General features: G+C 40.3%; 21 protein-coding genes, 6 pseudogenes and 1 riboswitch. Of the genes and pseudogenes, 7 read left to right on the forward strand and 20 right to left on the reverse strand.

The window, feature by feature from the left end:
* Positions 1–27: 27 nt before the first annotated feature.
* Entirely contained in the window at positions 28–1317 is a 1290-nt protein-coding gene (locus D368_RS00360) for a Na+/H+ antiporter NhaC family protein (protein WP_128574458.1), read from the reverse strand.
* A gap of 222 nt (positions 1318–1539) precedes the next feature.
* On the reverse strand, positions 1540–1944 hold the full coding sequence (locus tag D368_RS00365; protein ID WP_128574459.1) for a MerR family transcriptional regulator: 405 nt from the start codon (positions 1942–1944) through the stop codon (positions 1540–1542).
* Between the two features lie 159 nt (positions 1945–2103).
* Here D368_RS00365 and D368_RS00370 point away from each other — a divergent pair, with 159 nt between their 5' ends.
* Positions 2104–3153 carry an NAD(P)-dependent alcohol dehydrogenase gene (locus D368_RS00370; RefSeq protein ID WP_128574460.1) on the forward strand — a complete coding sequence of 350 codons (1050 nt, stop codon included), beginning with the start codon at positions 2104–2106 and terminating at the stop codon, positions 3151–3153.
* Between the two features lie 57 nt (positions 3154–3210).
* On the opposite strand, the gene D368_RS00375 is transcribed toward D368_RS00370, so the two are convergent.
* The 8 genes and pseudogenes from D368_RS00375 to D368_RS00410 all read right to left on the reverse strand — a co-directional run bounded on the left by D368_RS00375 (position 3211) and on the right by D368_RS00410 (position 9844).
* Complete coding sequence (locus D368_RS00375; RefSeq protein ID WP_128574461.1) at positions 3211–4173, reverse strand: arsenic resistance protein; 963 nt, start codon at positions 4171–4173, stop codon at positions 3211–3213.
* A 188-nt stretch (positions 4174–4361) separates the two neighbouring features.
* Positions 4362–5597 (reverse strand): HAD-IIA family hydrolase, encoded by a 1236-nt coding sequence (locus tag D368_RS00380; protein WP_128574462.1) that lies wholly within the window; start codon positions 5595–5597, stop codon positions 4362–4364.
* An 11-nt stretch (positions 5598–5608) separates the two neighbouring features.
* Positions 5609–6427: a bifunctional hydroxymethylpyrimidine kinase/phosphomethylpyrimidine kinase gene (gene thiD, locus D368_RS00385; RefSeq protein WP_077721855.1), complete on the reverse strand. Its 819-nt coding sequence runs from the start codon at positions 6425–6427 to the stop codon at positions 5609–5611.
* Between the two features lie 14 nt (positions 6428–6441).
* On the reverse strand, positions 6442–7200 hold the full coding sequence (locus D368_RS00390) for a class I SAM-dependent methyltransferase (protein WP_128574463.1): 759 nt from the start codon (positions 7198–7200) through the stop codon (positions 6442–6444).
* A pseudogene (locus D368_RS00395) lies at positions 7197–8208 on the reverse strand (thymidylate synthase). Before D368_RS00395 ends, D368_RS00390 begins: the two are co-directional and overlap by 4 nt.
* Entirely contained in the window at positions 8205–8669 is a 465-nt protein-coding gene (locus tag D368_RS00400; protein WP_128574464.1) for a nucleoside 2-deoxyribosyltransferase, read from the reverse strand. The pseudogene D368_RS00395 and the gene D368_RS00400 overlap by 4 nt, the downstream one beginning before the upstream one ends.
* Positions 8670–8746: 77 nt before the next feature.
* Positions 8747–8850: riboswitch (TPP riboswitch) on the reverse strand.
* A gap of 117 nt (positions 8851–8967) precedes the next feature.
* Positions 8968–9348, reverse strand: a complete 381-nt coding sequence (locus tag D368_RS00405) for a hypothetical protein (RefSeq protein ID WP_014417010.1) — start codon at positions 9346–9348, stop codon at positions 8968–8970.
* Positions 9349–9403: 55 nt separating this feature from the next.
* Positions 9404–9844, reverse strand: a complete 441-nt coding sequence (locus D368_RS00410) for a dihydrodipicolinate synthase family protein (protein WP_128574465.1) — start codon at positions 9842–9844, stop codon at positions 9404–9406.
* Positions 9845–10044: 200 nt separating this feature from the next.
* On the opposite strand from D368_RS00410, the gene D368_RS00415 reads away from it, so the two are divergent.
* Complete coding sequence (locus D368_RS00415) at positions 10045–10572, forward strand: DinB family protein (RefSeq protein WP_486129183.1); 528 nt, start codon at positions 10045–10047, stop codon at positions 10570–10572.
* 256 nt (positions 10573–10828) lie between these two features.
* Here D368_RS00415 and D368_RS00420 read toward each other — a convergent pair whose 3' ends face one another.
* The 3 genes from D368_RS00420 to D368_RS00430 all read right to left on the reverse strand — a co-directional run bounded on the left by D368_RS00420 (position 10829) and on the right by D368_RS00430 (position 13748).
* Positions 10829–11362: a cupin domain-containing protein gene (locus D368_RS00420; RefSeq protein ID WP_070081417.1), complete on the reverse strand. Its 534-nt coding sequence runs from the start codon at positions 11360–11362 to the stop codon at positions 10829–10831.
* Positions 11363–11708: 346 nt separating this feature from the next.
* The gene (locus D368_RS00425) at positions 11709–12746 is read right to left on the reverse strand and encodes a flavin-containing monooxygenase (RefSeq protein ID WP_128574466.1); all 1038 of its coding nucleotides are present in this window, start codon (positions 12744–12746) and stop codon (positions 11709–11711) included.
* Between the two features lie 63 nt (positions 12747–12809).
* Positions 12810–13748: a cation diffusion facilitator family transporter gene (locus tag D368_RS00430; RefSeq protein WP_071392096.1), complete on the reverse strand. Its 939-nt coding sequence runs from the start codon at positions 13746–13748 to the stop codon at positions 12810–12812.
* Between the two features lie 194 nt (positions 13749–13942).
* Between D368_RS00430 and D368_RS00435 the strand changes: the two are divergent.
* Positions 13943–14262, forward strand: a pseudogene (locus tag D368_RS00435) (VOC family protein).
* A gap of 76 nt (positions 14263–14338) precedes the next feature.
* On the opposite strand, the gene D368_RS00440 reads toward D368_RS00435, so the two are convergent.
* The 4 genes and pseudogenes from D368_RS00440 to D368_RS00450 form a co-directional block, all read right to left on the reverse strand.
* Positions 14339–15685 (reverse strand): FAD-binding oxidoreductase, encoded by a 1347-nt coding sequence (locus tag D368_RS00440; protein ID WP_094247207.1) that lies wholly within the window; start codon positions 15683–15685, stop codon positions 14339–14341.
* A gap of 230 nt (positions 15686–15915) precedes the next feature.
* The gene (locus tag D368_RS19755; RefSeq protein WP_486129185.1) at positions 15916–16095 is read right to left on the reverse strand and encodes a hypothetical protein; all 180 of its coding nucleotides are present in this window, start codon (positions 16093–16095) and stop codon (positions 15916–15918) included.
* Positions 16037–16379 (reverse strand): annotated as a pseudogene (locus D368_RS00445) (hypothetical protein). The gene D368_RS19755 and the pseudogene D368_RS00445 overlap by 59 nt, the downstream one beginning before the upstream one ends.
* Positions 16380–16677: 298 nt before the next feature.
* A complete protein-coding gene (locus D368_RS00450; protein WP_015388652.1) occupies positions 16678–16863 on the reverse strand; it encodes a hypothetical protein in 186 nt (61 codons plus the stop codon).
* A 345-nt stretch (positions 16864–17208) separates the two neighbouring features.
* Between D368_RS00450 and cotR the strand changes: the two genes are divergently transcribed.
* On the forward strand, positions 17209–18177 hold the full coding sequence (cotR, locus tag D368_RS00455; RefSeq protein ID WP_128574467.1) for a sporulation hydrolase CotR: 969 nt from the start codon (positions 17209–17211) through the stop codon (positions 18175–18177).
* Positions 18178–18268: 91 nt separating this feature from the next.
* Here cotR and D368_RS00460 read toward each other — a convergent pair.
* Positions 18269–19559 (reverse strand): annotated as a pseudogene (locus tag D368_RS00460) (MFS transporter).
* A 16-nt stretch (positions 19560–19575) separates the two neighbouring features.
* Entirely contained in the window at positions 19576–20481 is a 906-nt protein-coding gene (locus D368_RS00465) for a bifunctional helix-turn-helix transcriptional regulator/GNAT family N-acetyltransferase (RefSeq protein ID WP_128574468.1), read from the reverse strand.
* A 353-nt stretch (positions 20482–20834) separates the two neighbouring features.
* On the opposite strand from D368_RS00465, the gene D368_RS00470 reads away from it, so the two are divergent.
* Together D368_RS00470 and D368_RS00475 are read left to right on the forward strand one after the other, a co-directional pair.
* Entirely contained in the window at positions 20835–21152 is a 318-nt protein-coding gene (locus D368_RS00470) for a PadR family transcriptional regulator (RefSeq protein WP_014304415.1), read from the forward strand.
* Positions 21139–21707 (forward strand): annotated as a pseudogene (locus D368_RS00475) (DUF2812 domain-containing protein). Before D368_RS00470 ends, D368_RS00475 begins: the two are co-directional and overlap by 14 nt.
* Positions 21708–21812: 105 nt before the next feature.
* Here the strand turns inward: D368_RS00475 and D368_RS00480 are convergent.
* Positions 21813–22491: pseudogene (locus tag D368_RS00480) on the reverse strand (aspartate/glutamate racemase family protein).
* 540 nt (positions 22492–23031) lie between these two features.
* On the opposite strand from D368_RS00480, the gene D368_RS00485 reads away from it, so the two are divergent.
* Complete coding sequence (locus D368_RS00485) at positions 23032–23493, forward strand: CarD family transcriptional regulator (protein WP_101562753.1); 462 nt, start codon at positions 23032–23034, stop codon at positions 23491–23493.
* Positions 23494–23951: the final 458 nt, after the last annotated feature.

Below are 23951 nucleotides of genomic sequence, written 5' to 3' on the forward strand. Positions count from 1 at the left end.
GCGCCGAACGGCGCCTTTTTTTATCTTTTATTTCGTATTTCTTGTGAATTTCGGCAGTCCAAACATAATGGCGGCGATGCCGCAGATTCCGATTAAAACGGGATAGAAAGAGTATGGCAGGATGCTGACGGGTGAAATATTCCCGAATTTCCCGGCTGATAACAGCTGCGCGCCATAAGGAATCAATCCTTGTATCATACACGAAAAGATATCCAGAATACTTGCCGATTTTCTGTTGTCGATGCTGAATTTATCAGCGATATTCTTTGCAATCGGCCCGGCTGCGATAATGGAGATCGTATTATTGGCCGCAGCCAGATTCGTCACGCTGACCAGTCCGGCAATGCCGGCTTCGGCGCCTTTTTTGGAACGGATTCGTTTCGTGATGAACTCCAGTAAAAAGTCGATCCCGCCGTTTTGTTTCATCACGCCGACCATCCCGCCGATCAGCATGGACAGGATGATCAGATCGCTCATTCCGGCGATTCCATCCGTAATCGCCTTAAAATAAGAGTCAAACGTCAGGCTGCCGCCCGCCAATCCGATGATCCCCGTCAAAACCAATCCGCCGAATATGACAGCCATCACATTAAAACCGATTAACGCAAAAACCAACACGGCGACATAAGGAAGCACCTTAATCCAGCTGTAAGATGCAGCGCCCGCATGGCCCGCGTGGCCTGCCGGAATAAAAAATAAGATAATAACCGTTAGTATAGCAGCGGGCAAAACAATCAGGAAGTTCGTTTTGAATTTATCCATCATTTGTGTTTTTTGCGTCCGGACTGACGCAATGGTCGTATCGGAAATAAAAGAAAGATTATCTCCGAACATAGCTCCGCCGACCACAGCTGCCATCGTAATCGCGCCGGAGATGCCAAGCTCTCCGCTCAGACCCGCGCTGATCGGCGCAACCGCCGCAATCGTGCCCATTGATGTTCCCATCGATATAGAAATAAAACAAGCAATGATAAACAGCCCCGGCAGCAAAAACTGCTGCGGAATAATGCTCAAAGCAAGATTGACAGTTGAATGCACCGCTCCCATCGCCTCAGCCGCTGAAGCAAAGGCACCTGCCAATATAAAAATCATAACCATAATGATAATATCAGGATGTCCCGCACCGGAAGCGAACCATTCTATTTTTTGATTGAGCGATTTCTTCCGGTTAAATAACAGCGCAAAAGCTGACGCAATGATCGCGGCAATCAAGATCGGCAATTTATAAAAATCTCCGGTCACCAGACCAGAGCCGACAAAAAGCCCTACGAATAAGACTAAAGGCAATAACGCCCAAGGATTCTTATGATTGTTCATCTGGGTAAACCACCTCTTTTCAGCATTAAAGTCGCTAATCACAGTCTAAGCAACATTTCACACTTTAAAAGTCTGCAGTAAAAAAGTCAAGCTGAAAAAAGGATAAGTAATGATTGATAAGATAGAAAAAGCTGTTTTGTTTCCTCTCTTTAGAAAATAAAAAACCAAGGCTCGTTTCCCTTGGTACATTTCATGCGGCCCGGCGCCCGGGACACCTTCTCTTCATTCAGAAATACATTCAGCTTTCAATCTGTTTTTAAGTTTCGCTTCATTTTCCAGGATATCTTCGTAATCCTCAATCTTCCTGTTTAATCGTTTTATGGTTTCATCAATTTCCCTCTGTTTCTCCGTCAGCCTTTTCCTTTCATTTATAAGGATGTTTTTTCGGGGTTCGATCGTATGATCGGCTCCTTCAATAAATAAAGCGGTATATTCAATCAGCGCCTCAATCGACAGTCCGGCACTTCTCATGCATTTTATAAATTGAATCCAATTCACATCATCTTCGTCATAATCGCGGATGCCGCTTTCATCGCGTTTTACCGGAGGAATCAGTCCTATACTTTCATAATACCTAAGCGTCGCGGCTGATAACTCAACCTGCTTTGCAGTCTGCGCAATCTTCATATTCTTACCACCCATCCTTCATACCTTTCATAAGCGTGCCATTATAGAATATCATTTCATAGAAAAATAAACCAAACCCCTTGACTTAAAGTCCGCTTTAACATTTAAAGTAAAACCGAACAGAGGATTCATCACTTTATCTTGGAAAGGAAGATAACCATGTGCAATAATCATCCGACTCGTGTATTAAGCGCTCCGCATGCAAAAGCTAAATTTGAGCGGACGACGATTGAGAGAAGAGCATTACGGCCGCACGATATCCTGATTGATATTAAGTACAGCGGGATTTGTCACTCAGACATCCACAGCGCATTCGATGAATGGGGCGGCGGAATCTTTCCGATGGTTCCCGGCCATGAAATTGCCGGAGTTGTGGAAGCCGTAGGTGAAGAAGTCACCACATTTGCCGCCGGCGACCGTGTGGGTGTCGGCTGTTTTGTAGACTCCTGCGGGGAATGTGAATACTGCCTGAACGGAGACGAACAATATTGCACAAAAGGCGTTGTTCAGACCTATAATAACCTGGACTACGACGGAAATCCTACGTACGGAGGCTACAGCCAGAAAATAGTTGTCACTGACAGATTCGTTGTCCGTATTCCCGATCAGCTGGATTTGGATGCTGCCAGTCCGCTATTGTGCGCGGGCATTACCACCTATTCTCCGCTGAAACACTGGAATGCCGGTCCCGGCAAAAAAGTGGCGATTGTCGGAATGGGCGGGCTCGGACATTTAGCCGTTCAATTCGCGCACGCTTTAGGCGCAGAGGTCACCGTCCTCAGCCGCTCAATGAACAAAAAAGACGAAGCGCTTGAATTTGGAGCTGATCATTACTTTGCGACAAGCGATCCGAATACATTCACTGAGCTGGCCGGACGATTTGATCTTATTTTAAATACAGTATCCGCGAACCTTGACGTAGATGCCTACTTATCCCTGCTTCGCATTGACGGTACATTGGTAAATGTGGGAGCGCCCGCTAAGCCGGACTCATACAGTGTGTTCTCCTTAATCACGGGCCGCCGCAGCATTGCGGGTTCACTCGTCGGCGGTATTCCGCAGACTCAGGAGATGCTTGATTTCGCCGCCGAGCACGGCATTGCTCCTAAAATTGAAGTGATACCGGCCGATCAAGTTGACGAAGCGTACGATCGGGTTCTCCAAAGCGATGTCCGCTACCGTTTCGTCATTGATATTGCAACTTTATAATTCTCATAAAAAACATACCAATATCTATTGGTATGTTTTTTTCAGCGCAGATTATTTTTATTTCAGCAGCCATCCGGGCACCGCTTTTATATAAACCAATTCACCTATCAATTCAACAATCGTCTGAGTGACGATAACAGCGGCGGCTAATGAGGCCCAAGCATCCGGCAAGGCCAGTGCTAACGGAAGGACTGCGAGAGAATTTCTTGTGCCCGTGCTGAAGATCAATGCTCTTCCTTCACCTGTATCCAGACGGAACGCATATGCGATAAAACGGGAGACAAACGGCATAATGAGCAGGAATAACAGATAGATCGGAATCACACGTATAATGATGTCAGCATCACTGATGACTTTGCCGATTTGTGTGGCGACGACCGCCAATAAGACCAGAGCCATAAAAGGAACAGGCAGCCACGCCGTCCATTCCAACACCTTTTCTCCCGCCGGCTTCTTATCAGCCCATAGTTGAGTCATCATCGCCGCCAGCAGCGGCACCGCTATTAACAATAAGAATGCTTCCAGAAACGGTCCCGCATGAACAGTCCCTATTACTTCTTTCCCGATAAACAGCCACAGGTATAACGGAAGCAATACCATCTGAACGGCGAACAAAACCGGCGTGGAAGCCAGTATTAATCTCTCATTTCCTTTGCCGAGCTGAGTAAAGACGATGACGTAATCAATACAAGGTGTAAGCAATACCAAACAAACCCCTGATAATATAGGAGGAGATTGAGGAAAAATAGCGGTTAACACCCATACAACGACAGGTACAGCTAAGAAATTACCGATCAGTAAAGCCGCCATAAACTTGAGGTTTGACATGGCTTCCCTCAGCTTCAAGAATGGAATTTGGGCAAACATGGCATACATGAGAACAGCGATAAGCGGTGATATCGTCCATCCCCAGCGAAGTCCTGAATCTTTCCCGGCGATCCCCGCTATTCCGCCGATCACAAGAGTCGCACCATATATCCAAATTTGCTGTTTTTCTAATGTCTCTCTGGTTATTTTCATTGGCTGACACCTCTTCTCCGCCCATTATACCTTCTTTTCTGCCGCTCTTGCATTAAGGTCCTGCCGGAATAAAAAAACACCAAGGGTCTGTGACACCTGGTGTTTTTGGAACGCGGCCGAGAGTTACGGGTTGAGAACCGTTAATTCTTTTAAATAACCCCCAAAAAGTATTTTTGGCGTACTGTTCCTTATCGAATAAAAGCATTCTCTTTCATTTCCAAAGCATCATCCAGCCATCTCGGGTGCATCGGCAAGAGATGTTCAGGTAATTCATGGATATCAAAATATCTGATTTCCATGGCTTCCTCTGTGGACTTTTTCAAAGTGCCGCCGATGACGTCACATTGAAAACAATTGGTAATAAAATGGCTGACTCTGCCGTCAGGGTATATAAAGGTTTGTGAACTCGGATCAGAATAAACGCCTATCATTTTAGAGACTTTCACCACTAATCCAGTTTCCTCTTCTATTTCTCTTATAATTGCTTGTTCTACTGTTTCACCAGGTTCCACATGGCCTGAAGGAATGCCCCATAAACCATTATCAGCACGCTTCATTAATAAAACGGAACTTGATTCTTTAATTATAATTCCAGCGACTCCGGCTTTCACTTGTTCTGTCCATTGGAAATCCGGTTTTTTCCGTACTTCTGCCTTTATTTCATTATCGAACAAGTCCTTCAGATCGCGGATCACAACATCCGGATTTCTAAAATCATGTTTTGCAGGAAATAAAGTATGTTGATCAGAAACTAATACGGAAGTTATGCCTATTTGGTTTGCTCCGACAATATCTGTTTCAGGCGTATCCCCGATCATAACGCATCTCTCTTTATCCTCAAAAGACTCGAGTACTTTTTCAAATATTGAAGACGCCGGTTTTCCAATTATCATCGGCTCTTTAGCAGCTGCTGTTTTAACAGCCGCGACTATAGCGCCTGTCGCGGGAGCTGGTCCGTTAGCGGCAGGAAATGTTTTATCCCCGTTTGCAGCGATAAATGAAGCTCCGCAGCGGATGAGGTTTACTGCCTTATGCACATCCTGAAATGTAATATTTTGATCCCATCCAATGACAACAGCCTCCGCCTGATCTTCCGTAAGATCAATACCGGCCTTTTGAATTTCACTTTTAAGTTGGTCATTTCCCAATATATATGCCTTCTTTATTCCTTCACTGACAAGGTAATCAGCTGTTGCCCACCCCGCAGTAACGACTTCATCAATACTTGCTGAAATCCCCAGTTTATGAAGGCGTTTCACAATCGTTTCTCTTGTAACACAAGGATCATTCGTTAAAAAGCGAATGGCTTTCTTTTCTTCACGGAGTCGTTTTAAAGAGGCCACAGCTCCTGGTAAAGCTTTATCTCCTATATATATCACTCCGTCTAAATCAAATAAAAATACATCATAATTCTTGGAGATCATCGTAACACTCCTTAAGCGGTTGTCTCTTGGTTAATAGTTGAGCGATACGCAAAATGATTTGTAGGGCCTTGTCCTTTCCCGATTCCTAAGGGATGTTTAATGGCTGCTGAAATGAATTCCTTTCCAGTTGCCACTGATTCCGGTATGCTGTGCTGCTTTGCCAGCTCTGCAGTTATCACAGCAGAAAACGTACAGCCTGTTCCATGAGTATGCTTTGTATCAAAGCGGGGAGAAACAAATTCCTCGAAGTCCTCGTCAAAGTACAAAATATCACGGGCTTCTCCGTTCAGGTGCCCCCCTTTTACGACAGCACTTTTCGCCCCGTATACCTCCACTATTTCTTTCGCCGCATCACGCATCTGCTGTACAGTCTCGATTGATTTGCCGATGATTACTTCCGCTTCCGGAATGTTCGGTGTAATAACAGTTGTTTGGGGTATTAATAATTTCTTCAAATGATCAATGGCGTCCTTATGGAGCAGATGATGTCCGCTTTTAGCAATCATAACCGGATCCATCACATACGATTGAATATTTGCGTCTTTTAACTTTTCTGCCAGCAATTCAATAATTCCTATACTTGCAAGCATACCGGTTTTGACAGCATCCGGTTTTATATCATCCATGACACAGTCTATTTGCTGAGATATATTCTGTAGAGACATCTCCTCAAAACTTTTCACACCAAGTGTGTTTTGTGCAACAACTGATGTAATAACAGCCATTCCATATACCTTTTGTTCCTGAAATGTTTTTAAATCCGCATGAATTCCCGCCCCTCCGGAAGGATCAGTCCCAGCAATCGAAAGCGCTTTATAAATATCCTTCAACTTACACTCCTCCTTCAGGCAGGTTTCACTGCTTTAAAAATGACAAAAGGCGGATATTCCTTTTCACATTTCCAATTATTAAATTGAAACTCTTTCTCTATGGCTTTTACATGCTCTTGGTCAATATCGTTTAACGTTGGTTCTGATAAAGTTACATTTTCAAAACCTGCATGAGTTAATAGTTTATAATACATTGACTTCGGCCAATGAAAATCATTTAAAATTAAATCTGCTTGTCCCGGAACATGGAGCCATTCATTTCTTTCTTCTCCGTAAGAATATTCTTTCCCCGGTATTCCATTGCGGAAGGTTGAAAATTCGATTCCGGTTGAATCAGGATTCGTATCGAGTATGACAAATGAAGCTCCTGGTTTTAACACACGAAAAATTTCATTTATGATACCTTTGATACGCTGGTCACTATCCGTATTAATAAAAACATAACAGGCCATTGCAGCATCAACCGAGTGATCTGGTAAGAAGGAAAGATTATCGTGTTCAATTAAATGATAGTTCACATGAGGATGTTGTCTTTTTGCCTTTGCTATATCTAACATCTTCCTTGATTCATCGACTGCGATCACATTGCAGCCTATTCTGTCAGCCAGCCTGTAAGCTACCTTTCCCGGACCGCATCCGAAATCCAGCACCTTTTTAATCTCCGCTTTATCAAAAGTACGAAAAACAAACTCAAAACCTAACGTTTGTTCTAAAACGTCATTATAAGCATCGAATTTACCAGCAACACTGTCTTCTTTCCATGAAGTTTTCATTGAATTTCCTCCTTTTGCTCAATTGAGAAATAATGAAACCACTTATTCCTGACGAAAAATTGATATATAGGAAGTAAACTTTGAAATAGAGAATGATCCATATCCCGTTTATATGCAATATGCTGGTATATACTGAAAAGGAAAAGAATCTGTTTCCAGTAATCAGGTAAATCGAGCATTTCAATATCGTTTTTAGTCATAGAAATTTGATCTTTCCTAAGTAATTCTTCATACTTTAAGACTGTTTCAATGGACGGCCAGTTATTTCCCTCAGGCATTTTCGGAAATTCAAATTCCGGAATATCATGGTGATTTTCAGCTTCCTCAAGCACCGTTTTCGCCCATTCATGATCTGAATCATAAATATGGATTGATCCCGCATTATGAAAATATTCTCCGACTTCTAAACGCAGTTCTCTGGCCATTAATTCCTGCATGAAGGTAAATGAGAAAAGATCACTGATCATCCCGCGAAAAGCATCATTTGCACGCATGACAGAAGACATGTATAATTCGCCTTCCCTCACAAAAAACTGCAAACCGATTGTGCAGGAAACATCTATATTTTCTGAAACGAAGAGTTCCGAAGCATCGAATATTTGAATAAATGCCCTTTTTGAATCAATATCTTCTTGTGTCAAAAGATTTTTTATTCTATTCCATTGATTTAGTTTTGCATTTCCGAATTCAAATATTTTAGGCCCGTACGCAGTGCCTGTTAATGTTTTTTTATTCATTGAATATGAAGGCATTTTTTTATTGTAATAACTGATAAAATCTAAGTCGTTACTCCCCGATAAATACCATAACACTTCAGCAAAATTAAACACGATATTGGTTTTTCTTGAGGATAAATAAGTGACACGTTCTATTGGATTTTCCAGAGTCAGATGGTAGTTCAATTGTTCTCTGCTTTTTTTGTCCGCGCGGTGAATTGAAAAATTCAGGGTTGTGATAGATGTCATACAGCGTTTCCGTATATGCTTCATGAAAAGTTCTCTTTCTCATTGAGATTCCGCCTTATATGCTGCAAAGATATTTTTAATGTTCTCTAATAAATCATCTGTATCTTTATAGCTGATGTACTCAACATCCGCCACTGCATTTAACCCTTGAATTAAGAAAGCATAATCCTTGTCCTTTTCTAGAAATAGCACGATCTTTTTTTTCAAGGCAGAAGCCCATCCAATTTCTATATGTGTTCCGGGAGAAGCGGGTGTTCCGGGGAATGCTGCAAAAAGGTCGCAAGTGCTTATTTCATCAAAATCAATTTTAGTGCATTGAAGGGGTGTCATGAAATCTTTCCCCCACCCTTCCCGCTTGTGAGCATTATGAACCAGCCATCCTTCATTCTCAAAAAAGGAAATTAATGATTCCAGCTTTCCCCTCTCATACGTACTCATCAATCCAGTTTTCTCATCTACTAAACTTTTAAAAGGCCCTGCCAGAAAAACTTTTTTCGTCGCCACTTCATATCACCCTTTCAAAATAAATAAAGCCACTTTCCTCTATGGAAAGTGGCTTAAATATAGATAAGATAAAGAATCTCTCTAATTTTTCACTTCCCTACGCTGGTATTAACCAAATCAGGTTCAAAGGGTCAGGACGTATTGTCTCTTCTCAGCTATTAAAGCTCCCCTAGTGACTTTTTATAAATATTTACTTTAATTCTATGCTATTCCATATAAATAGTCAAACAATGACCGGCAAAAAGCGCTGCGGATATCACTGGGATTCCCCTTCAATATTGCAGCTTACCCACTAGTTTTAAAACCTTCCGGCCTCTTTTTTCCTGCCAACGAATAAGGTCACGGCCACACTCGCTGAACTGACCAAAGTCCCCAGAACGGCAGCAAGAATTGTCAAAAAGCCATGGGGAATCAGAAATCCAATCGGAATGAGGCCCGCAAACGTGAGAACGATAAAACATTGATAGACTCCGGATATGATTCTCACAACCAAGCTGCTAAAAAAGGACATGACGAATGGCGGAATGAACAAACATAAAATGATTCCGAGTGAGATCAATAAAATCATAGGCTCGTCAAAAGAAATGACACGATCGCCGGGAGACTCTTCAGCCGCCGCGAATACAGCAAATATAGACATCATCAGCGTAAGAAAAACAAGAAAAAACCTTTTCAGCAACGTTATGACTCCTTTTTATAAAAACGGGTATCCTTTTTTAATCACAATAACCATTTTATGTTACCAAATGAAATAATATGAAGTCAATTGATGGATGAATAACATAACAAACGTCTTGCTGCTGTGTCGGTCTTATATAAGGCGGAAAACCAATCCGTACAGAATCAATATTGGTTTTCTCAATGTGTTTCATCAGTTTGACGGCATCACTGGTTCTTACGGCTGAAACCCCGAACTTCAGTTCAACATCTTCAAATTTTCGCTGATTAACATACTCAATGATCTGAACGCGCTCATCTATGCTGAGTGAATGCTGTTCACCAGTCGTGCCGCATATGAGTAACGAATGGATACCGCTGTTTTTCAAATGTTCGACATTAGGATCAAATCCTGCTGAATATAAACGTTCATCTTCATGAAAAGGCGTAGGGATAGCAATAAAATTTGCATGAGAGTGACCTCCAAGTACTATTCTTGAATATCTGCAGAGTATCATATAACACTGTCTGACATTTAAAAAAGTACAGTTTCAGATAACCCAATATGTCAGATGTAAAGGCTGACACACAAAAAAGGCAGGCAAAGAGAGCCTGCTTCATTGCTTCATCCTATAGCGATTCATTCTCTGGATTGCTTGACAAATAAGAGTAATAAGGCAAACTAAATATAAAAATTGTACTAATGAGGCGGGGGTTTATGATTTTAGATTTAAAAGGTGAAACGCACATGGATCATCTTGTGGGAATGCTGTATTCTGCCGTTAATGAAAATTACAGCCGCTTAATATCCATTGTGTCAGACATGTCACAGCAGGAGATCGATTATAAAGGACCAAATCAAACATACAATAGTACAGCTCAGCTAATAAGACACTTAACATATGTTGATCTCAACTGGATATTTAGAATAAAGGGTGAACCGATACCAAAGCAGCTTGAAGAGAAGTATGGACCAATGTTAGATCAGAACAATAAGATCCCTTTCATTTCCGGTGTTTCATTAAAACAAATTCTCACTGATTATGAAGAAGTATTCAGCATGTTTAAGTCTGTTTGTTATCAGTTAACTGACGATCAGCTGAATCATACAGTAGATTATGAAGCAGAAAAACAAGCAACCATTCAATGGGGAATATGGCATATGGCAGACCATAATAGATATCATCAAGCTCATATTAATCAGCTTCGCAAATGGTTTGAAGAGAAACAGAAACCTGGCTGTTAAAGCCGCTTATAGGAGGAGCAAGGATAAATTTATTACAAATTCATGTTCACTGACTGCCAATCAATTAAAATGGTCAGACAAAAAACCACATTTGCTGTTGAAAAGTTGTGGAATAAAGCATCGCATCAACTGCACTATGACAAGCTGAAACGTTAATATTTTGTGTTTCAGCCATTCAATCGCTATATTTGATCATGCTGTCCCAATACGATTTTTTTATAGTCTTTGCAGCAGCAAAGTCCTCTGGAATCCTATACTAATCTTCCGCCGCCGCTGCATCGGCCTTTGTCACATGAACTGTACCAAACGGATGGTTGGGAGGAGCGTAAATTGAATATAGTTTTAACGGCGTATTACCCGTATTAATCACATTGTGCCACGTGCCGGCAGGGACAACAATGGCATAATCATCATAGACATTTCTTCGGAAACTTAAATGATCTTTACTCTTGCCCATTTTAACTAGCCCTCGGCCTTGCTCAATCCGTAAGAATTGATCTACGTTAGGATGGATCTCCAAACCGATATCTTCTCCAATGCCAAGACTCATCAAAGTAATTTGAAAATGCTTTCCTGTCCATAGGGCCGTACGGAACGTATTGTTTTGTTTTGCGGCTTTATTGATATTCACGACAAATGGTTTTGGTCCATAATCTTTCAAGAGAAGGTTTCTATCTTCGTATGAAGGATCATAGTTATTTGGAACAGTCCAATAAACAGATCTTCCATCGCTATACATCGGTACATTCACACAATAATAACATTGATGCGAAAAAGGTATATAATACATTTTTCATCCCCGCAATTTTAAATTTTTGTGATATTATCCTATGCTTTTGGTAATGAGAGTGTGCCGCACTAAGGAATTCCCTTGTTCATCCTAAAAGACTGAAGTTAGCAGAATCGTTTTGGCCAAAACCCGTTTGCATAAAAAATACCAAAGGCCTGTAACTCTAGGGTAATACTGTTGCAGCCGAGAAACTTGAACCTGCCCGGGGTATGCACTCACCAGTCCGACAACCAAGAGATATTGTGTTTTCTGTTCCACAAGCTGATTAAAACAGCCACAGTCACATAACTGGACGTGTTCAACACAAAAAAGAGCAGTAAACCCGTAAGTTACTGCTCTCCTCAGTCTATCCACCGTTCATTTGTTTTACAATGTATTCAGCATCATTTCCTACACCTTGAAGCAGCGCCGAACCTCGCCTATGCTGCCAAGGCAAACCAATAAAGTACAATCCCTCCGCAGCTGAAACACCCCGGTGATGTATAATTCGGCCTTCCTTATCCAAAACACCTTCTATTTTCATCCACCAAAGCGGATTCTTAAAACCAGTTGCCCAAATAACATTGTTTACTTCTAATGAAGATGAGTCTTTAAAAATGATTTCATTTTGCTTTCCGGCTATGACTCTTTGTTTTAAGATGATCTTCTTCTGTCTTATTGCATGTTTTAATTCATACCCAAATATGGGGTCGCCTTTCTTTTGAATGAACTTGCCTAATATTGATGTATGACTTGCATGTAAAACTCCTAATTTATCAAACCACCAAAAAATGCTTCTTTTTCCAATCCATAAAGGAAAATAAACCGGTTTACTACTGCAAGCCAAATATGTAACTCTTTCTTTGGATAATTCAACAGCTATCTGAGCCCCGCTATTCCCGCCGCCGACTACCAGTACATTCCCAGGCGCCAGTTGTTTTGAATGTTTATATTGTGAAGAATGTAATTGATGAATATGACCGGCTACATCCTTTGATATTGATGGGATGTTAGGGGTATGAAAAGGACCTGCGGCCATCACAAGATTCTTCGTTTGATATTCTTCCCGGTTTGTTTTTATTAAGAAATAGTTGTTTAATTTTTGGACACTTATTACTTCTGTCCGTAATTGGATCGGGATTTCAAATCTTTCAACATATTTTTTCAGATAAGCAGCAATTTCATTTTTTGAAGGGAGTCCATGCTTGTCTCCTTCAAGATGCATTCCCGGCAAAGAGCTGTACATTCGAGAAGTAAATAAAACCAATGAGTCATACCGGTTTTTCCAGCTTTCCCCCACTTCATGACTTTTATCCAAAATGATAAACTTTTGTTCCGACTTCTTTAGATAATATCCTACTGAGATTCCTGCCTGACCGGCTCCGATTACTATCGTGTCGTACATATGAATCCCCCCTCCGGTTTTATCTTAATTGTCAGCAGACAAAGTGAGTCCCTATCTCCTCCTTTAATGATGATGGTCACGCGGATTCTCAGTTTGGGCCTGACAAAGAATCGTATTGTCGTGATTATGCGCTGCTGTTTCCATTTGAATGGTTACATGTGTAATGCCTTTATCACCAAGTTCATGTTCAATTTTGCGTAAAATACTTTCACTTTCAGAAATGGTCAGCTGATCGTTAACAACAGCGTGGCAGGAAAGAGCATTCAATCCGCTTGTAATAGACCATATGTGCAAATCATGAATGCTTTGAATTCCTTCTGTCTCTTCAATTGTATGAATGATGTCAGTGACATTGATATTTTCCGGAGTTCCTTCCATTAATACGTGAATGGAGTCTTTCGTCACATGGTAACCGCTTTTCAGAACAAGAATAGCCACAATGACACTGGCCACTGGATCTGCCCAGCTCCACCCGAAGAAGATGATAAGGATCGCAGCCAGTATGGCACCTACAGATCCGAGCATGTCACTTATCACATGTAAGTAAGCTCCTCTAATGTTCAGGTTATTCTTTGTATCTCCGCCGTTCAGCATAATCCAAGCGACCAATATATTCACAGCTAACCCGATGATACTAATCGTCAGCATGCCGGTTGTTTCTACCTCCGGCGGATGAGAGAAACGTTTGATTGCTTCATAAATGATATAAAGGGAAATCAATATTAATGCAACACCGTTGATCACAGCTGCAAGAATCTCAAATCGTTTGTATCCGAATGTCTTATGATGACTTGCCTTTTTTTCGGCCAATTTAAAAGCAATCAGAGCCACCATTAATGAGATTGAATCACTCAGCATATGGCCTGCATCTGACAAAAGCGCTAAACTATTGGTTAAAAATCCGCCTATCGCTTCTATTATCATATAACCTGTAATCATGATAAAAGAGATCAATAAAACCTTCTTATTGGATCCGCCAGCGTGATTGTGATTGTGACCCATAAAAATCTCCTCCTTATCTAATACACTGTATTTATTATTTCTTTTCTGCTATGAAGCATTCTAACACGGACACAAAAATAACTTTATATGATTATGTGCTCATATATGAATATATAGGTTCTTTACTGAAATGTCAAAATATTTTCAATGAAAATGTTTCTTATCATTAGCTTAGCTTGGGAGGTTGCATTGCTATGAAGCCGCGGATTACAGTAATTACTTTAGGCGCAGACAATTTAGAAAAATTGCTGCACTTCTATCGGGATGGCTTGGCTCTGCCTACAAAAGGAATAGCCGGTACAGATTTGAACATGGCGCAGTTGCTTTTTTTGACTTGCAAACGGGACTGAAACTTGCCCTTTGGGACCGCAAAAACATCGCACATGAACCAAACGTTACGATAACTGATCCCGCTCATGATACTTTTTGTGGCGGATACGCCGTTCACTTCCAAGACCCCGATGGGCACTTGTGGGAAATCGTTTGGAATCCGCACTGGGATGCAAGTGAATAACCAAATTTTATAGCAACAATAAAAACACACCTGAATGTTCTGGTGTGTTTTTATTTTGTTTCCCACAACGATCAACCTATTTATACGATGGCGGGATGCTTTGCGGAAAACGGAAAACATTTTCGGGATCATATTTCGCCTTTATTCTTTGAAGCCTTGCAAAGTTTGAGCCATAATATGCTTTTCCGAAGTTCTCGATATTTTGATCCGGAACATTCACATATGAACCTGTTACATATGGTTTCATCAGCTGACGCACTCTTTCAACTGATGCAAGATTCGAAGCTTCTTGTGATTTATTTTCCCAACTGGCCGTCCATTCCGTATAAAATAATGGACGGCGCCAATAGAAGGCTGTTTCACTGCTTGGAACTCTGCTTATCGCGCCTCCCCAATTGATAAAAAAGAAGTTGGTTTCTGTCCCAGTTGCTTTTTCTAAAAATTGTCTCATTACTGCAATAGGTTCTTCCGGCCAAAGATTGAGCGCCCACGCCGAGGAGAATTTAACACTCTGATCAGATCTGCCGGGAATCGGTTCGTCAGGATCTAAGAAATCTATACAATCCGGGTAGTATAGTGTTTTGATTACTGTTTGTGCCGGCGTTCCGGCATTTAATAAAGGTTTTAATAATTGAATCAGCTCCGGTTTTGAACCGAGGAACAATCCTTCCGCATGGCACAAACCATTTACTTTGCTGTAAATCTCAAGGTAGCATCCTAATCGTTCGTCTGTAAACGGCGCCCATTTTTGCCACGCTTTAAATACCGTTTCTAACTGTTCCCACGGCCAAATAATATTAAAGACGGTTGCGGTTTTAGGGGCACGGTGAACTTTGAACGTATATTGGGTGTTATATCCGAAATTGCCTCCTCCGCCGCCTCTGGAAGCCCACAGTAAATCTTCATTGCGGGAATGATTTGCTTGAATGATCCTGCCTTTGGCATCTACCATTTTCAGTGCGAGAAGGTTATCACTTATCAGGCCGATCGATCGTGAAAGCACTCCAAATCCGCCTCCCATCGTGATTCCTCCGATTCCGACGGTTGGACTGTCTCCGAACGGGGCCATAAAACCTTCCCGAGCTAAACCTTTTACAAGCGGGCCGACGTGAATGCCGGTTTGAACGGTTGCCACCGCGTTTTTTTCATCTAAGAAAACGTTATTCATGTCACTCACATCAATAACAATCCCATCACTTACCGTGGAAAGATTTTTATCCAGAGCATGGCGGCCGCTTCTGACACGCAAAGGCACATTCTTCTCACGAGCCCATTTAATAGCATTACTTACATCGTATGAATTTTGCGCAAAAACAAAGACAAGCGGACAGACATCAACATAAGGGTTCCAATTCTTAACCGCCTCTGTATAGCCGGGGTCCCCTTTGAAGATGACACGTCCCGTTAACTGTGCTGATCCCATCTATTTCACTCCCAATAAGCATTTGATTCCCATACCAGTATATGCAGGAATTGGACAAATTCTTAGACAGATGTTCTGCAAACTTAAAAATAGATACATATACGCGAAGTGAGAAAAAACAAAAAAAGACAAGTGCGGCAAGCTGCCGAAACTCTTGTCTCTCCTGCCATGATAGGCACTTACATTTATTGGCGTGATATCCCGACCAAACTATGGAAGTCCATAGAACATTATGTTTGCCCTGCCATGCGTGGTTCTGCTGAGCAATCTTTCTGTTTGATCCCCCGACAAGAATCTTTTTCTTTATCTTTTTTGCACCCCTGTACGGATAAAATCAATACACATTGAATCTTATCTTTTACATGATGAAAAGCCCTTATTTTTCTTCTTGTGCTTACGTTTGCAATCATGTTTTTCTCTTTCTTATGACGTTTTTACATTTCGCTTTGGCTGCTAATTTTGCCGCTTCTACCTTTGCTTCTGCTGCTGCTTTTGCTGCTTCTGCCGCTCTGGCTCTTGCTTCTTCCGCCCTTGCTATGGCTTCTTCCGCTCTGGCTCTCGCTTCTGCTTCTCTTGCCGCTTCCGCTCTTGCTGCGTCGTCCGCCATATCAAAATCATGACCAAGGTCACAGGCTTCATTGTATGGCTTTTTCTTCGGAACGTACTGTTGATCTTCACCTTCGTTATAATACATTACGCCACTCCTTCTCTCATTTTTTAATCTCTACATACTATGTAAAGAAAGAACTGCAGCTTGGACTGGTATTTTGATGAACCGGCACATTTTTAGGGCAATTTTCATTTATCATTGCAACAGATTCTGGATGCTTGATGAAACTTGAATGATTTTGACGATTATCATAAACAGCTTAAAAAGGGAGACTACGAAAAACCAAGGGGTTAAACCCTTGGTTTTTTGTGAAAATGATAAAAAGGATGCTGCACGCTGCAGCACCCTTTTTATTGAACGATTGGAAAGTATTTTTTGGCTTTTAGTTTGCTTGCTGTGTTTGTTTTACTGGTTCTTTGCTAAAAAGTCCGACAATGTTCCACAAGATAATTGCAGCAGCTATGATTACACGAGCCGTACTGACTTCTTGGTTAGTAAACAATTTATAGCCATATATTGATCCCAATGCTGCTATGCAAAAAATATTGAACCATTTACTCCAACGCAATTAGAAAACTCCTTATAAAATGATTGCATTTCCAAACAATGTATTATAATATTAACAAATTTTTTCAATATTTAACCTTAAATTATTCTTAATTGGTTTTCCTGATCATTTTCTCTAATCGTCATTCGGTCTTTTGGAATTTTGATCGTTTTTTTGTTACAGGCTAGACCCAGACATCATTTTCAGCTGTTTGATCAGTTATTTCCTGCAAACATATTCTTTCCCGACTCGCTGGATTGATAATCAAACCATTTTTAAGATAAGGAGATATTCATTCATCCATACAATAGACTCTGGCTGAACATATACTGAATGATAGTTTTCATCAGAAAGGAGAAATCAGCTTTGGCAAAATATCGGATCATGACCTTTGACGGGGGCGGTACCTTAGGTGCTTTAAGTTTACAACTATTGAACAGACTGGCTGAAGAAAATCCGGCATTAATAAGCCGAACCCATGTATTTGCGGGAAATTCAATCGGTTCATTTACTGCCTTGGCACTAGCAAGCGGAAGATCTCCGAAGGAAACACTTCAGTATTTTGAGGATGAAATCCTGCCCGCATTCAGCACTTCCCGGCCGGGCGGACCTGTTTTCAATCAGCAATTACCATATTCCGGTTTTATTAAAGCGGTACGAAACTTTTTCCCGCCAGGCCTTCGTCTTAAAGATGTAAGAAAACGAATTGTTGTCCCTTCATTCAAATTATACTCCCCGGCACTGGATCGTTGGACGCCCGTATTATTTCACAACTTTCCCGGCTCTCCCTATTTAAATGAGAAAGTGAGTGATGTCATACTGCGGAGCAGCGGTGCTCCCACGACACAGCGCGCCTATCAAAACTACGTGGACGGATATGTAGTGGCAACGAACCCCAGTACGGCGAGTATCGCGTTTGCGGTTGGTAAAGCCAACGTGCCATTGGATCAAATTGCGGCGCTATCCATCGGGACAGGTGAAGCCCCGACTCGGTTAAGAAGAGATACGAGGGGATGGGGAATGGTAAGTGCGGATAACATACGTCCCGAAAATCTGAAGAACCTTCCTCCAAATTGGGGAGTCCTTTTGGACAGGTCGCCTAATGAACCTTTACTGCCATTTCTTCAGATGATCTCCGGCGGAAATGGCTACTATGAATCCATGGTCAGCGCGAATCTGCTGGGAGATCGCTTTTTCCGGTTAGATCCGCGGATTCCTAACTTCTCCAAAACAGACCCTTCCGTGGTTCCCGCTGTCATTGAAATTGCGAACAAAACCAACTTACAGCCTGCGAATACATTTATAGAGAAAAACTGGAACGACAGCGCTAAATAAGCAAGCAGTTTACATCATCATACAATGAACAAAAAATACCAAGGGACTCAAACCCTTGGTATTTTTTATTCGGCCGAGAGGATTTGGACCTTCACGGGTTATTCACACGCTGGGATACTGTTTCATTTGAAGCTGAATCGGTCGGTTTTTGCTCTTTTTTATTTTCACCGTTTCAGGCAGTAAGAAAGTAAATATTGCCGCTCCCAACAAAATAATAATTGAGAAATAAAAAGAAAGATCATAGTTACCCATTTCACTATAGAGAAAACCCGGTACATAAGCTCCCAGCGCTGATCCTATCTGATGGCTCAGGAATAACCAGCCTAAAATAAAACCAACTGAATATTGTTTAAAATATTGCGTGGCTAACATTTGAGTAGGAGCTACAGTTGCAAAATCAACTAGTCCAAACAGGGTGGCAAAAATAAGTAATATGACCGGATGATGACTATATAACAGGATACAAATTGATAATGCGCGTATGGCATATAAAAGAATAAGCATCTTTTTACTGCTCCAACGGTCTGCCGCAATGCCTGAAATAATTATCCCCAATATATTAAATCCCGCCAATACACTAACTGCGGCACTGGTTACACTTGTTGAAAATCCATGGTCATGAGAAAAAGGGATAAGGTGAGTATCCATCAGCCCTGTAGTTGTAAAACCGCATATAGCAAAAGGTAATATTAAAAACCAGAATTGTTTCTTGCAAAACACTGCCCAAACAGAAAAGCGGGCCGTATGCTGTTCACTTTCAGCTTCTGCTTTCATAAAACCGCCCATAGGAGATAACCCCATCTCGCCGGGATGATTCCGTAAAAATAACAGTATGACAGGAAACACAATAACCATTAAAAGCAGACCCAAAATCACTACAGTTAACTTCCAGTTAAACCATTGAATCAAAATAAGAGAGCCGGGAACAAGAAGCATCTGACCCGCGCCAAACCCTGCCTCCATAATTCCAAAAGCAAGTCCGCGTTTTTCATTAAACCAATTTGTAACAACAACTGTTGCGGCTACATTGGATGCCCCTCCGACACCGACGGAGATAGCAATTCCGTAAAGGATAAATAATTGCCATGGATGATTCACAAAAGAAGTCAATATAAAGCTGATCCCGACCAAGAAAGTGCTGACTGACAAAATCATTCGGGGACCTAATTTATCAACCAGCCTCCCTATTATGGGCTGAGATATGCCATATATGATAAAACTCAGAGTGGAAATAAGTGAGATTGTTCCTCTATTCATAGAAAAATCTTTTTCCCATGGTTCAACAAAAGCTCCAAATGAAAGACGCGCGCCTTGAACCGCTAAAAAAGGTGAAAAAAAGTGACAAACACAATGATCCATGCATAGTGATATTTTATTCGCATCCTATCCCCCCTCACTTTATAATTCCAAATCCCAGCGCTCTTCTATTAAATTTGATCCCCATAAAGGTTTTTCTTCATGAATTTCTGTAATTTCGAATCCATTCTTTTTATACAATGGCCGGGCTGTTGACATGTCTCTTACCGTCCAAAGAAATATACGCTCATATCCATTTTCTTTACAATATTGAACAAGTGCCTTAATCAGACGGCTGCCGACACCTTTTCTTTGAAATGACGGATCGACTAAGAACCACCTTAACTGACCTGTTTTTTCATCGTCATTCACTAAGCCGATACAACCCGCAAATTGATTCCCGCTTTCTGCCACCCATATTTTTTCAATATCCGCTTTAAACGTATCGTGAAGATAGGATAAAAATGTTTCATCCCAGCCATGGGATTCGGCATAAAATAATCGCTGTTTCTCAATTATGTTTTTGACATCCTCTGAAGTATAATAGTCTCTTATTGAAATCGGAGATTCTTTATCATAAAAAGAATGCTGCAAAATATTTTGAATGGTTTCCATTGAATGTACAAGTTTTTCTTGTTCCTCTTTGTCTATGCGTTCAAGGATATATTCAACCTGCTGATTGGCTTTTTTCTCCAGGCTTTTATAAATACTTTTCCCTGACTCGGTGACATAAAGGAAATAGTTGCGTCCGTCTTCTCTGCATTTTTGCTTGTATATGAAGCCTTCTCCTTCAAATTTTCTGATAATTCTGCTTACATATCCTCTGTCCAGGTCTAACCTTTCTTGAATGATTTTTGCTGTACAATCGGGCGTATTATAAATTTCGTATAAAATCCTGGTTTCCGTTAAAGAGAATGGACTGTCATAAATATGTTCATTTAGAAAACCCAAAACATCTGTATAAAATCTATTAAATTGTCTGAATGCCAAAACACGTTTTGTTTCCAAATTGATGAACCTCCTCCAAAAGATTGACTTAAGCAACTTTTTCCATCGTAATCGAAACAGTTGCTTGAGTCAACTATTAATTTTCATCCCCTTTCAATTTGATGATTTTCTTACCGTAAAAAATCACATTGAAAATAAACGACACTGTTACATCGGAAAACAGTTACGTACCGGGATACATTCTTTTGACGTTAATATGGACATACAAAAAAGTCGCTTCCCATTACGTAAAGAAAGCGACTTTTTAGATTTGATTTTCAAGTTCCTTTTACAAATTTTGAAAAGACCATTGACTATTCAGTTGAACTGTATTAAGTTTAACTATATAGTCGAACTGAATAGAGGATGAGGATATGAAACATAAATTATTACCGCTGTCTGAAACCATGCATTATATTTTATTAGCTCTGCGTGAGCCGCTTCATGGCTATGCCGCCATGCAGAAGATCGAAAAGATGAGTAACGGAACTGTTATTTTAGCAGCCGGCACATTATACGGCGCGATTGAAAACTTGAATAAGCATGGCTGGATTGAGCCTGTTGGAGAATCAGGCCGGAGAAAAGTCTATAAGATAACTGCGGAAGGAAGCGCCATTTTGAAGATGGAACAAAACAGGTTACTGCATATTTTATCCCTGCACGAAGGAAGTGAATCGAATGAAGAAATTTAAGATGTTTTTTGATATTGAAAAAGAGGAGCAATGGCTGAACGAGCAATTACAAAAAGGCTATCGCTGTACAAATATCAGCGGATTAGGAATATACACTTTCGAAAAAACCGACAAAAAATATGTGATGAGACTGGATTATCAAGATTATTTATCAAAGAAAAATTTAAAGATTACAAAGAGATCTATGAAGACTTCGGCTGGAGTTATATAAATGGCCCTTGGGGGCTTGGAACTCGATATTGGCAAAAAGAAGATGATGATCAAAATGAAATCTTCTCGGATCGCCAGTCAAAGAGTAATTATTATAAAAGACTAATGAGTTTTTCATCTTGTTTTGGGTTACTGTGCTTGTTTTATTCTTATTTGATTTACAAGGATTCAGGTTTGTATTTAGCTGAAGGTCTGTGGAGTATGGAAGGCGCAATGTTTTGGAAGGCATTTTTATTTGAAACTCCATTTGCCCTTTTGAGGTCGCTTCCCGCCCTTATGGCTGTTCTATTTGGCTGCAGTTTCTATAAAGCGTATCGAAAGTATTCAAGGTTAAAAGAACAATAACGCGGGGAAGTTACATTCAAAGAAGTAATTGAGGATCATGTATCTGCCGAAGCCGGGCGCTTTAAAGGAAAAAAGCGCCCTGAATTTGCTGATAAATCAGATGACTTATTTTGTTAATGATACATACTTATTTACAATGGCTTGAGCGAGACAGGCTGATGAATCAACAAAGGTAAGCCCGCTTCTTTTTTGATCCGTAACCATATTTAAATCCGTACATGCAATGATAACCGTATCAACCTTTTCTGCTAATTCACGGTGTAATTCATCATATAGTGTACTAGCCTCATCGATTTGACCTTGTTTAATCTTTTCTATTATTTGATTGACATAGATTTGCCAACTATCTTGATGTAAAAAATCATAACCTTCTCTGTTTAACGCTTCTTGAAATATTCCGGATTGAACCGTAGGAACGGTGGCTAAAAGAGCTGCTTTTTTTGAGCCTTTAGGTATTTTTTTATGGTTTCATCAATCATGTTTAGTAAAGGGACTGAAATCGATTTTTTATTTGATTAAAATAGAGATGTGCGGTATTACATGGAATGGCAATAAAATCAACACCCGTTTTTTCAAGCTTTACAGCACCCTCAATAATTGCATTTTCCATGTCCGTATGATTGAGAGGTTTATTCATGTAGAAAGGTGTCGGACAGGAATAAATCATCATATGAGGAAAATCCATGTCATGTATTGCTCCATATATTTTTTGGCACTCGTCTACGACTTTATCTACAAATGGCCCAGTAGATTTTGGCCCCATGCCTGCCAGTATTCCAATCATAATTGTCCTCCTCTGTAAAAATGTGTACGAATACGATCATGATGAGTTATTCTTGTGTTTCTCATCTGAATCTGCACTCATTTCTTTTCTGGCTTTCTTCTCCTATTTTATCATTTCATTAATCGAATTATCATATCTAATTCCGCCGCACGCAGAAGAATGACAGATACACTGAGGTTATGAAAGCTTGTTTTCATTACTATGTTTTCATGAATGATGGTTAGAAATCGGTGATTAAATTGTGCCCATATAGATTAGTAAACGTGTCATTGATGTCAAGGCATGAACTCCTAAAGGATATTTAATAACTCATTTTCAACGAAAAACTGATCTCTGTTAATTAGTCGAGATTCCAATATATACCCCGACCAATTGACCTTCCCTTTTTTTAGGAATCCCGCAGGTTCCCTCTTGTTTTGATGTTGTTTTTTAAAAAAAGTTATTGACACAAATAAACGATCATGTTATTATTAAAAATTTGATATCTCACTTCATATATGGTAACCTTAAGTTAAGTTCCCATATATGGAGGTGGATTATATGTTTCAAATTGGCGATAACATTGTTTATCCAATGCACGGAGCAGGTACGATTGAAGCCATAGAAGAAAAACAATTCTTAGAGGAAAAACAACAGTATTATGTCATAAGAATGTCAATCAGTAATATGACAGTTATGATTCCAACGCGTAAAATATCGAGTTCAAATATACGGCCAGTTACTGATATACGTGCATTAAAACACATTATACACATTTTTCAGCATGGAGAATCAGATAGGTTACTGCCGTGGAAGCAAAGGTATATAGTAAACACGAACAAAATAAAAACGGGTGAAATACAAGAAGGTGCTGAAGTTGTACGTGATTTAATGCGAATGAAGAAAGAAAAAGCACTTAATTCAAGCGAAAAAAAAATGTTGGATAATGCATATGAATTTTTGATTAGTGAACTGGAAGTCATTAAAGGAATCACTGAAAACCAAATAAAAAGTTTCTGTTAAGGTTAATGACAGATAATTTTTCGGAATATTACGATTAGACGTTCAACTTCTTCAACTTACTTTTTAAACATTAACCGCTTTTATTACTCCTCAATCTAATCTGTTTTATTTTTCTTCAACGAACACTTGAATTCTCGATGAAATAGTCACTTGATTTTTGTAATCCTGATTCACACTGGCACGGACAAGGAGCCGTAAGGATGGAAGAGAGGCAGGGCTTTCATTGTTTTAGGTCTAAGTGATTATTTCCGGAAGAAAAAACAACCACTCCCCTCTTTATCTTTAAGAATTCCTTACATCTCTTGCGACAGTGAATAGCAGTTGTTTATCTTCTTTTCATAAAAGAGATATACGAATTGTAACAAAGAATAGAATAACATACAGTTATCTTGAGAACATAAAAACAAATCATTTATATATTCCACATATCGTCAATCCGGTATGTTATACTGTAAACA

The sequence above is a fragment of the Paenibacillus lentimorbus NRRL B-30488 genome (assembly GCF_000411595.1).
Classification (GTDB): Bacteria; Bacillota; Bacilli; order Bacillales; family Bacillaceae; genus Bacillus; species Bacillus velezensis.

Excerpts from the sequence above, each read along its gene's own strand:
- D368_RS00360 (WP_128574458.1), bottom strand. The coding sequence starts at position 1,317 with ATGAACAATCATAAGAATCCTTGGGCGTTATTGCCTTTAGTCTTATTC.
- D368_RS00365 (WP_128574459.1), bottom strand. The coding sequence starts at position 1,944 with ATGAAGATTGCGCAGACTGCAAAGCAGGTTGAGTTATCAGCCGCGACG.
- D368_RS00370 (WP_128574460.1), top strand. The coding sequence starts at position 2,104 with ATGTGCAATAATCATCCGACTCGTGTATTAAGCGCTCCGCATGCAAAA.
- D368_RS00375 (WP_128574461.1), bottom strand. The coding sequence starts at position 4,173 with ATGAAAATAACCAGAGAGACATTAGAAAAACAGCAAATTTGGATATAT.
- D368_RS00380 (WP_128574462.1), bottom strand. The coding sequence starts at position 5,597 with ATGATCTCCAAGAATTATGATGTATTTTTATTTGATTTAGACGGAGTG.
- D368_RS00390 (WP_128574463.1), bottom strand. The coding sequence starts at position 7,200 with ATGAAAACTTCATGGAAAGAAGACAGTGTTGCTGGTAAATTCGATGCT.
- D368_RS00410 (WP_128574465.1), bottom strand. The coding sequence starts at position 9,844 with ATGATACTCTGCAGATATTCAAGAATAGTACTTGGAGGTCACTCTCAT.
- D368_RS00415 (WP_486129183.1), top strand. The coding sequence starts at position 10,045 with ATGATTTTAGATTTAAAAGGTGAAACGCACATGGATCATCTTGTGGGA.
- D368_RS00420 (WP_070081417.1), bottom strand. The coding sequence starts at position 11,362 with ATGTATTATATACCTTTTTCGCATCAATGTTATTATTGTGTGAATGTA.
- D368_RS00425 (WP_128574466.1), bottom strand. The coding sequence starts at position 12,746 with ATGTACGACACGATAGTAATCGGAGCCGGTCAGGCAGGAATCTCAGTA.
- D368_RS00430 (WP_071392096.1), bottom strand. The coding sequence starts at position 13,748 with ATGGGTCACAATCACAATCACGCTGGCGGATCCAATAAGAAGGTTTTA.
- D368_RS00440 (WP_094247207.1), bottom strand. The coding sequence starts at position 15,685 with ATGGGATCAGCACAGTTAACGGGACGTGTCATCTTCAAAGGGGACCCC.
- D368_RS19755 (WP_486129185.1), bottom strand. The coding sequence starts at position 16,095 with ATGATTGCAAACGTAAGCACAAGAAGAAAAATAAGGGCTTTTCATCAT.
- D368_RS00470 (WP_014304415.1), top strand. The coding sequence starts at position 20,835 with ATGAAACATAAATTATTACCGCTGTCTGAAACCATGCATTATATTTTA.
- D368_RS00485 (WP_101562753.1), top strand. The coding sequence starts at position 23,032 with ATGTTTCAAATTGGCGATAACATTGTTTATCCAATGCACGGAGCAGGT.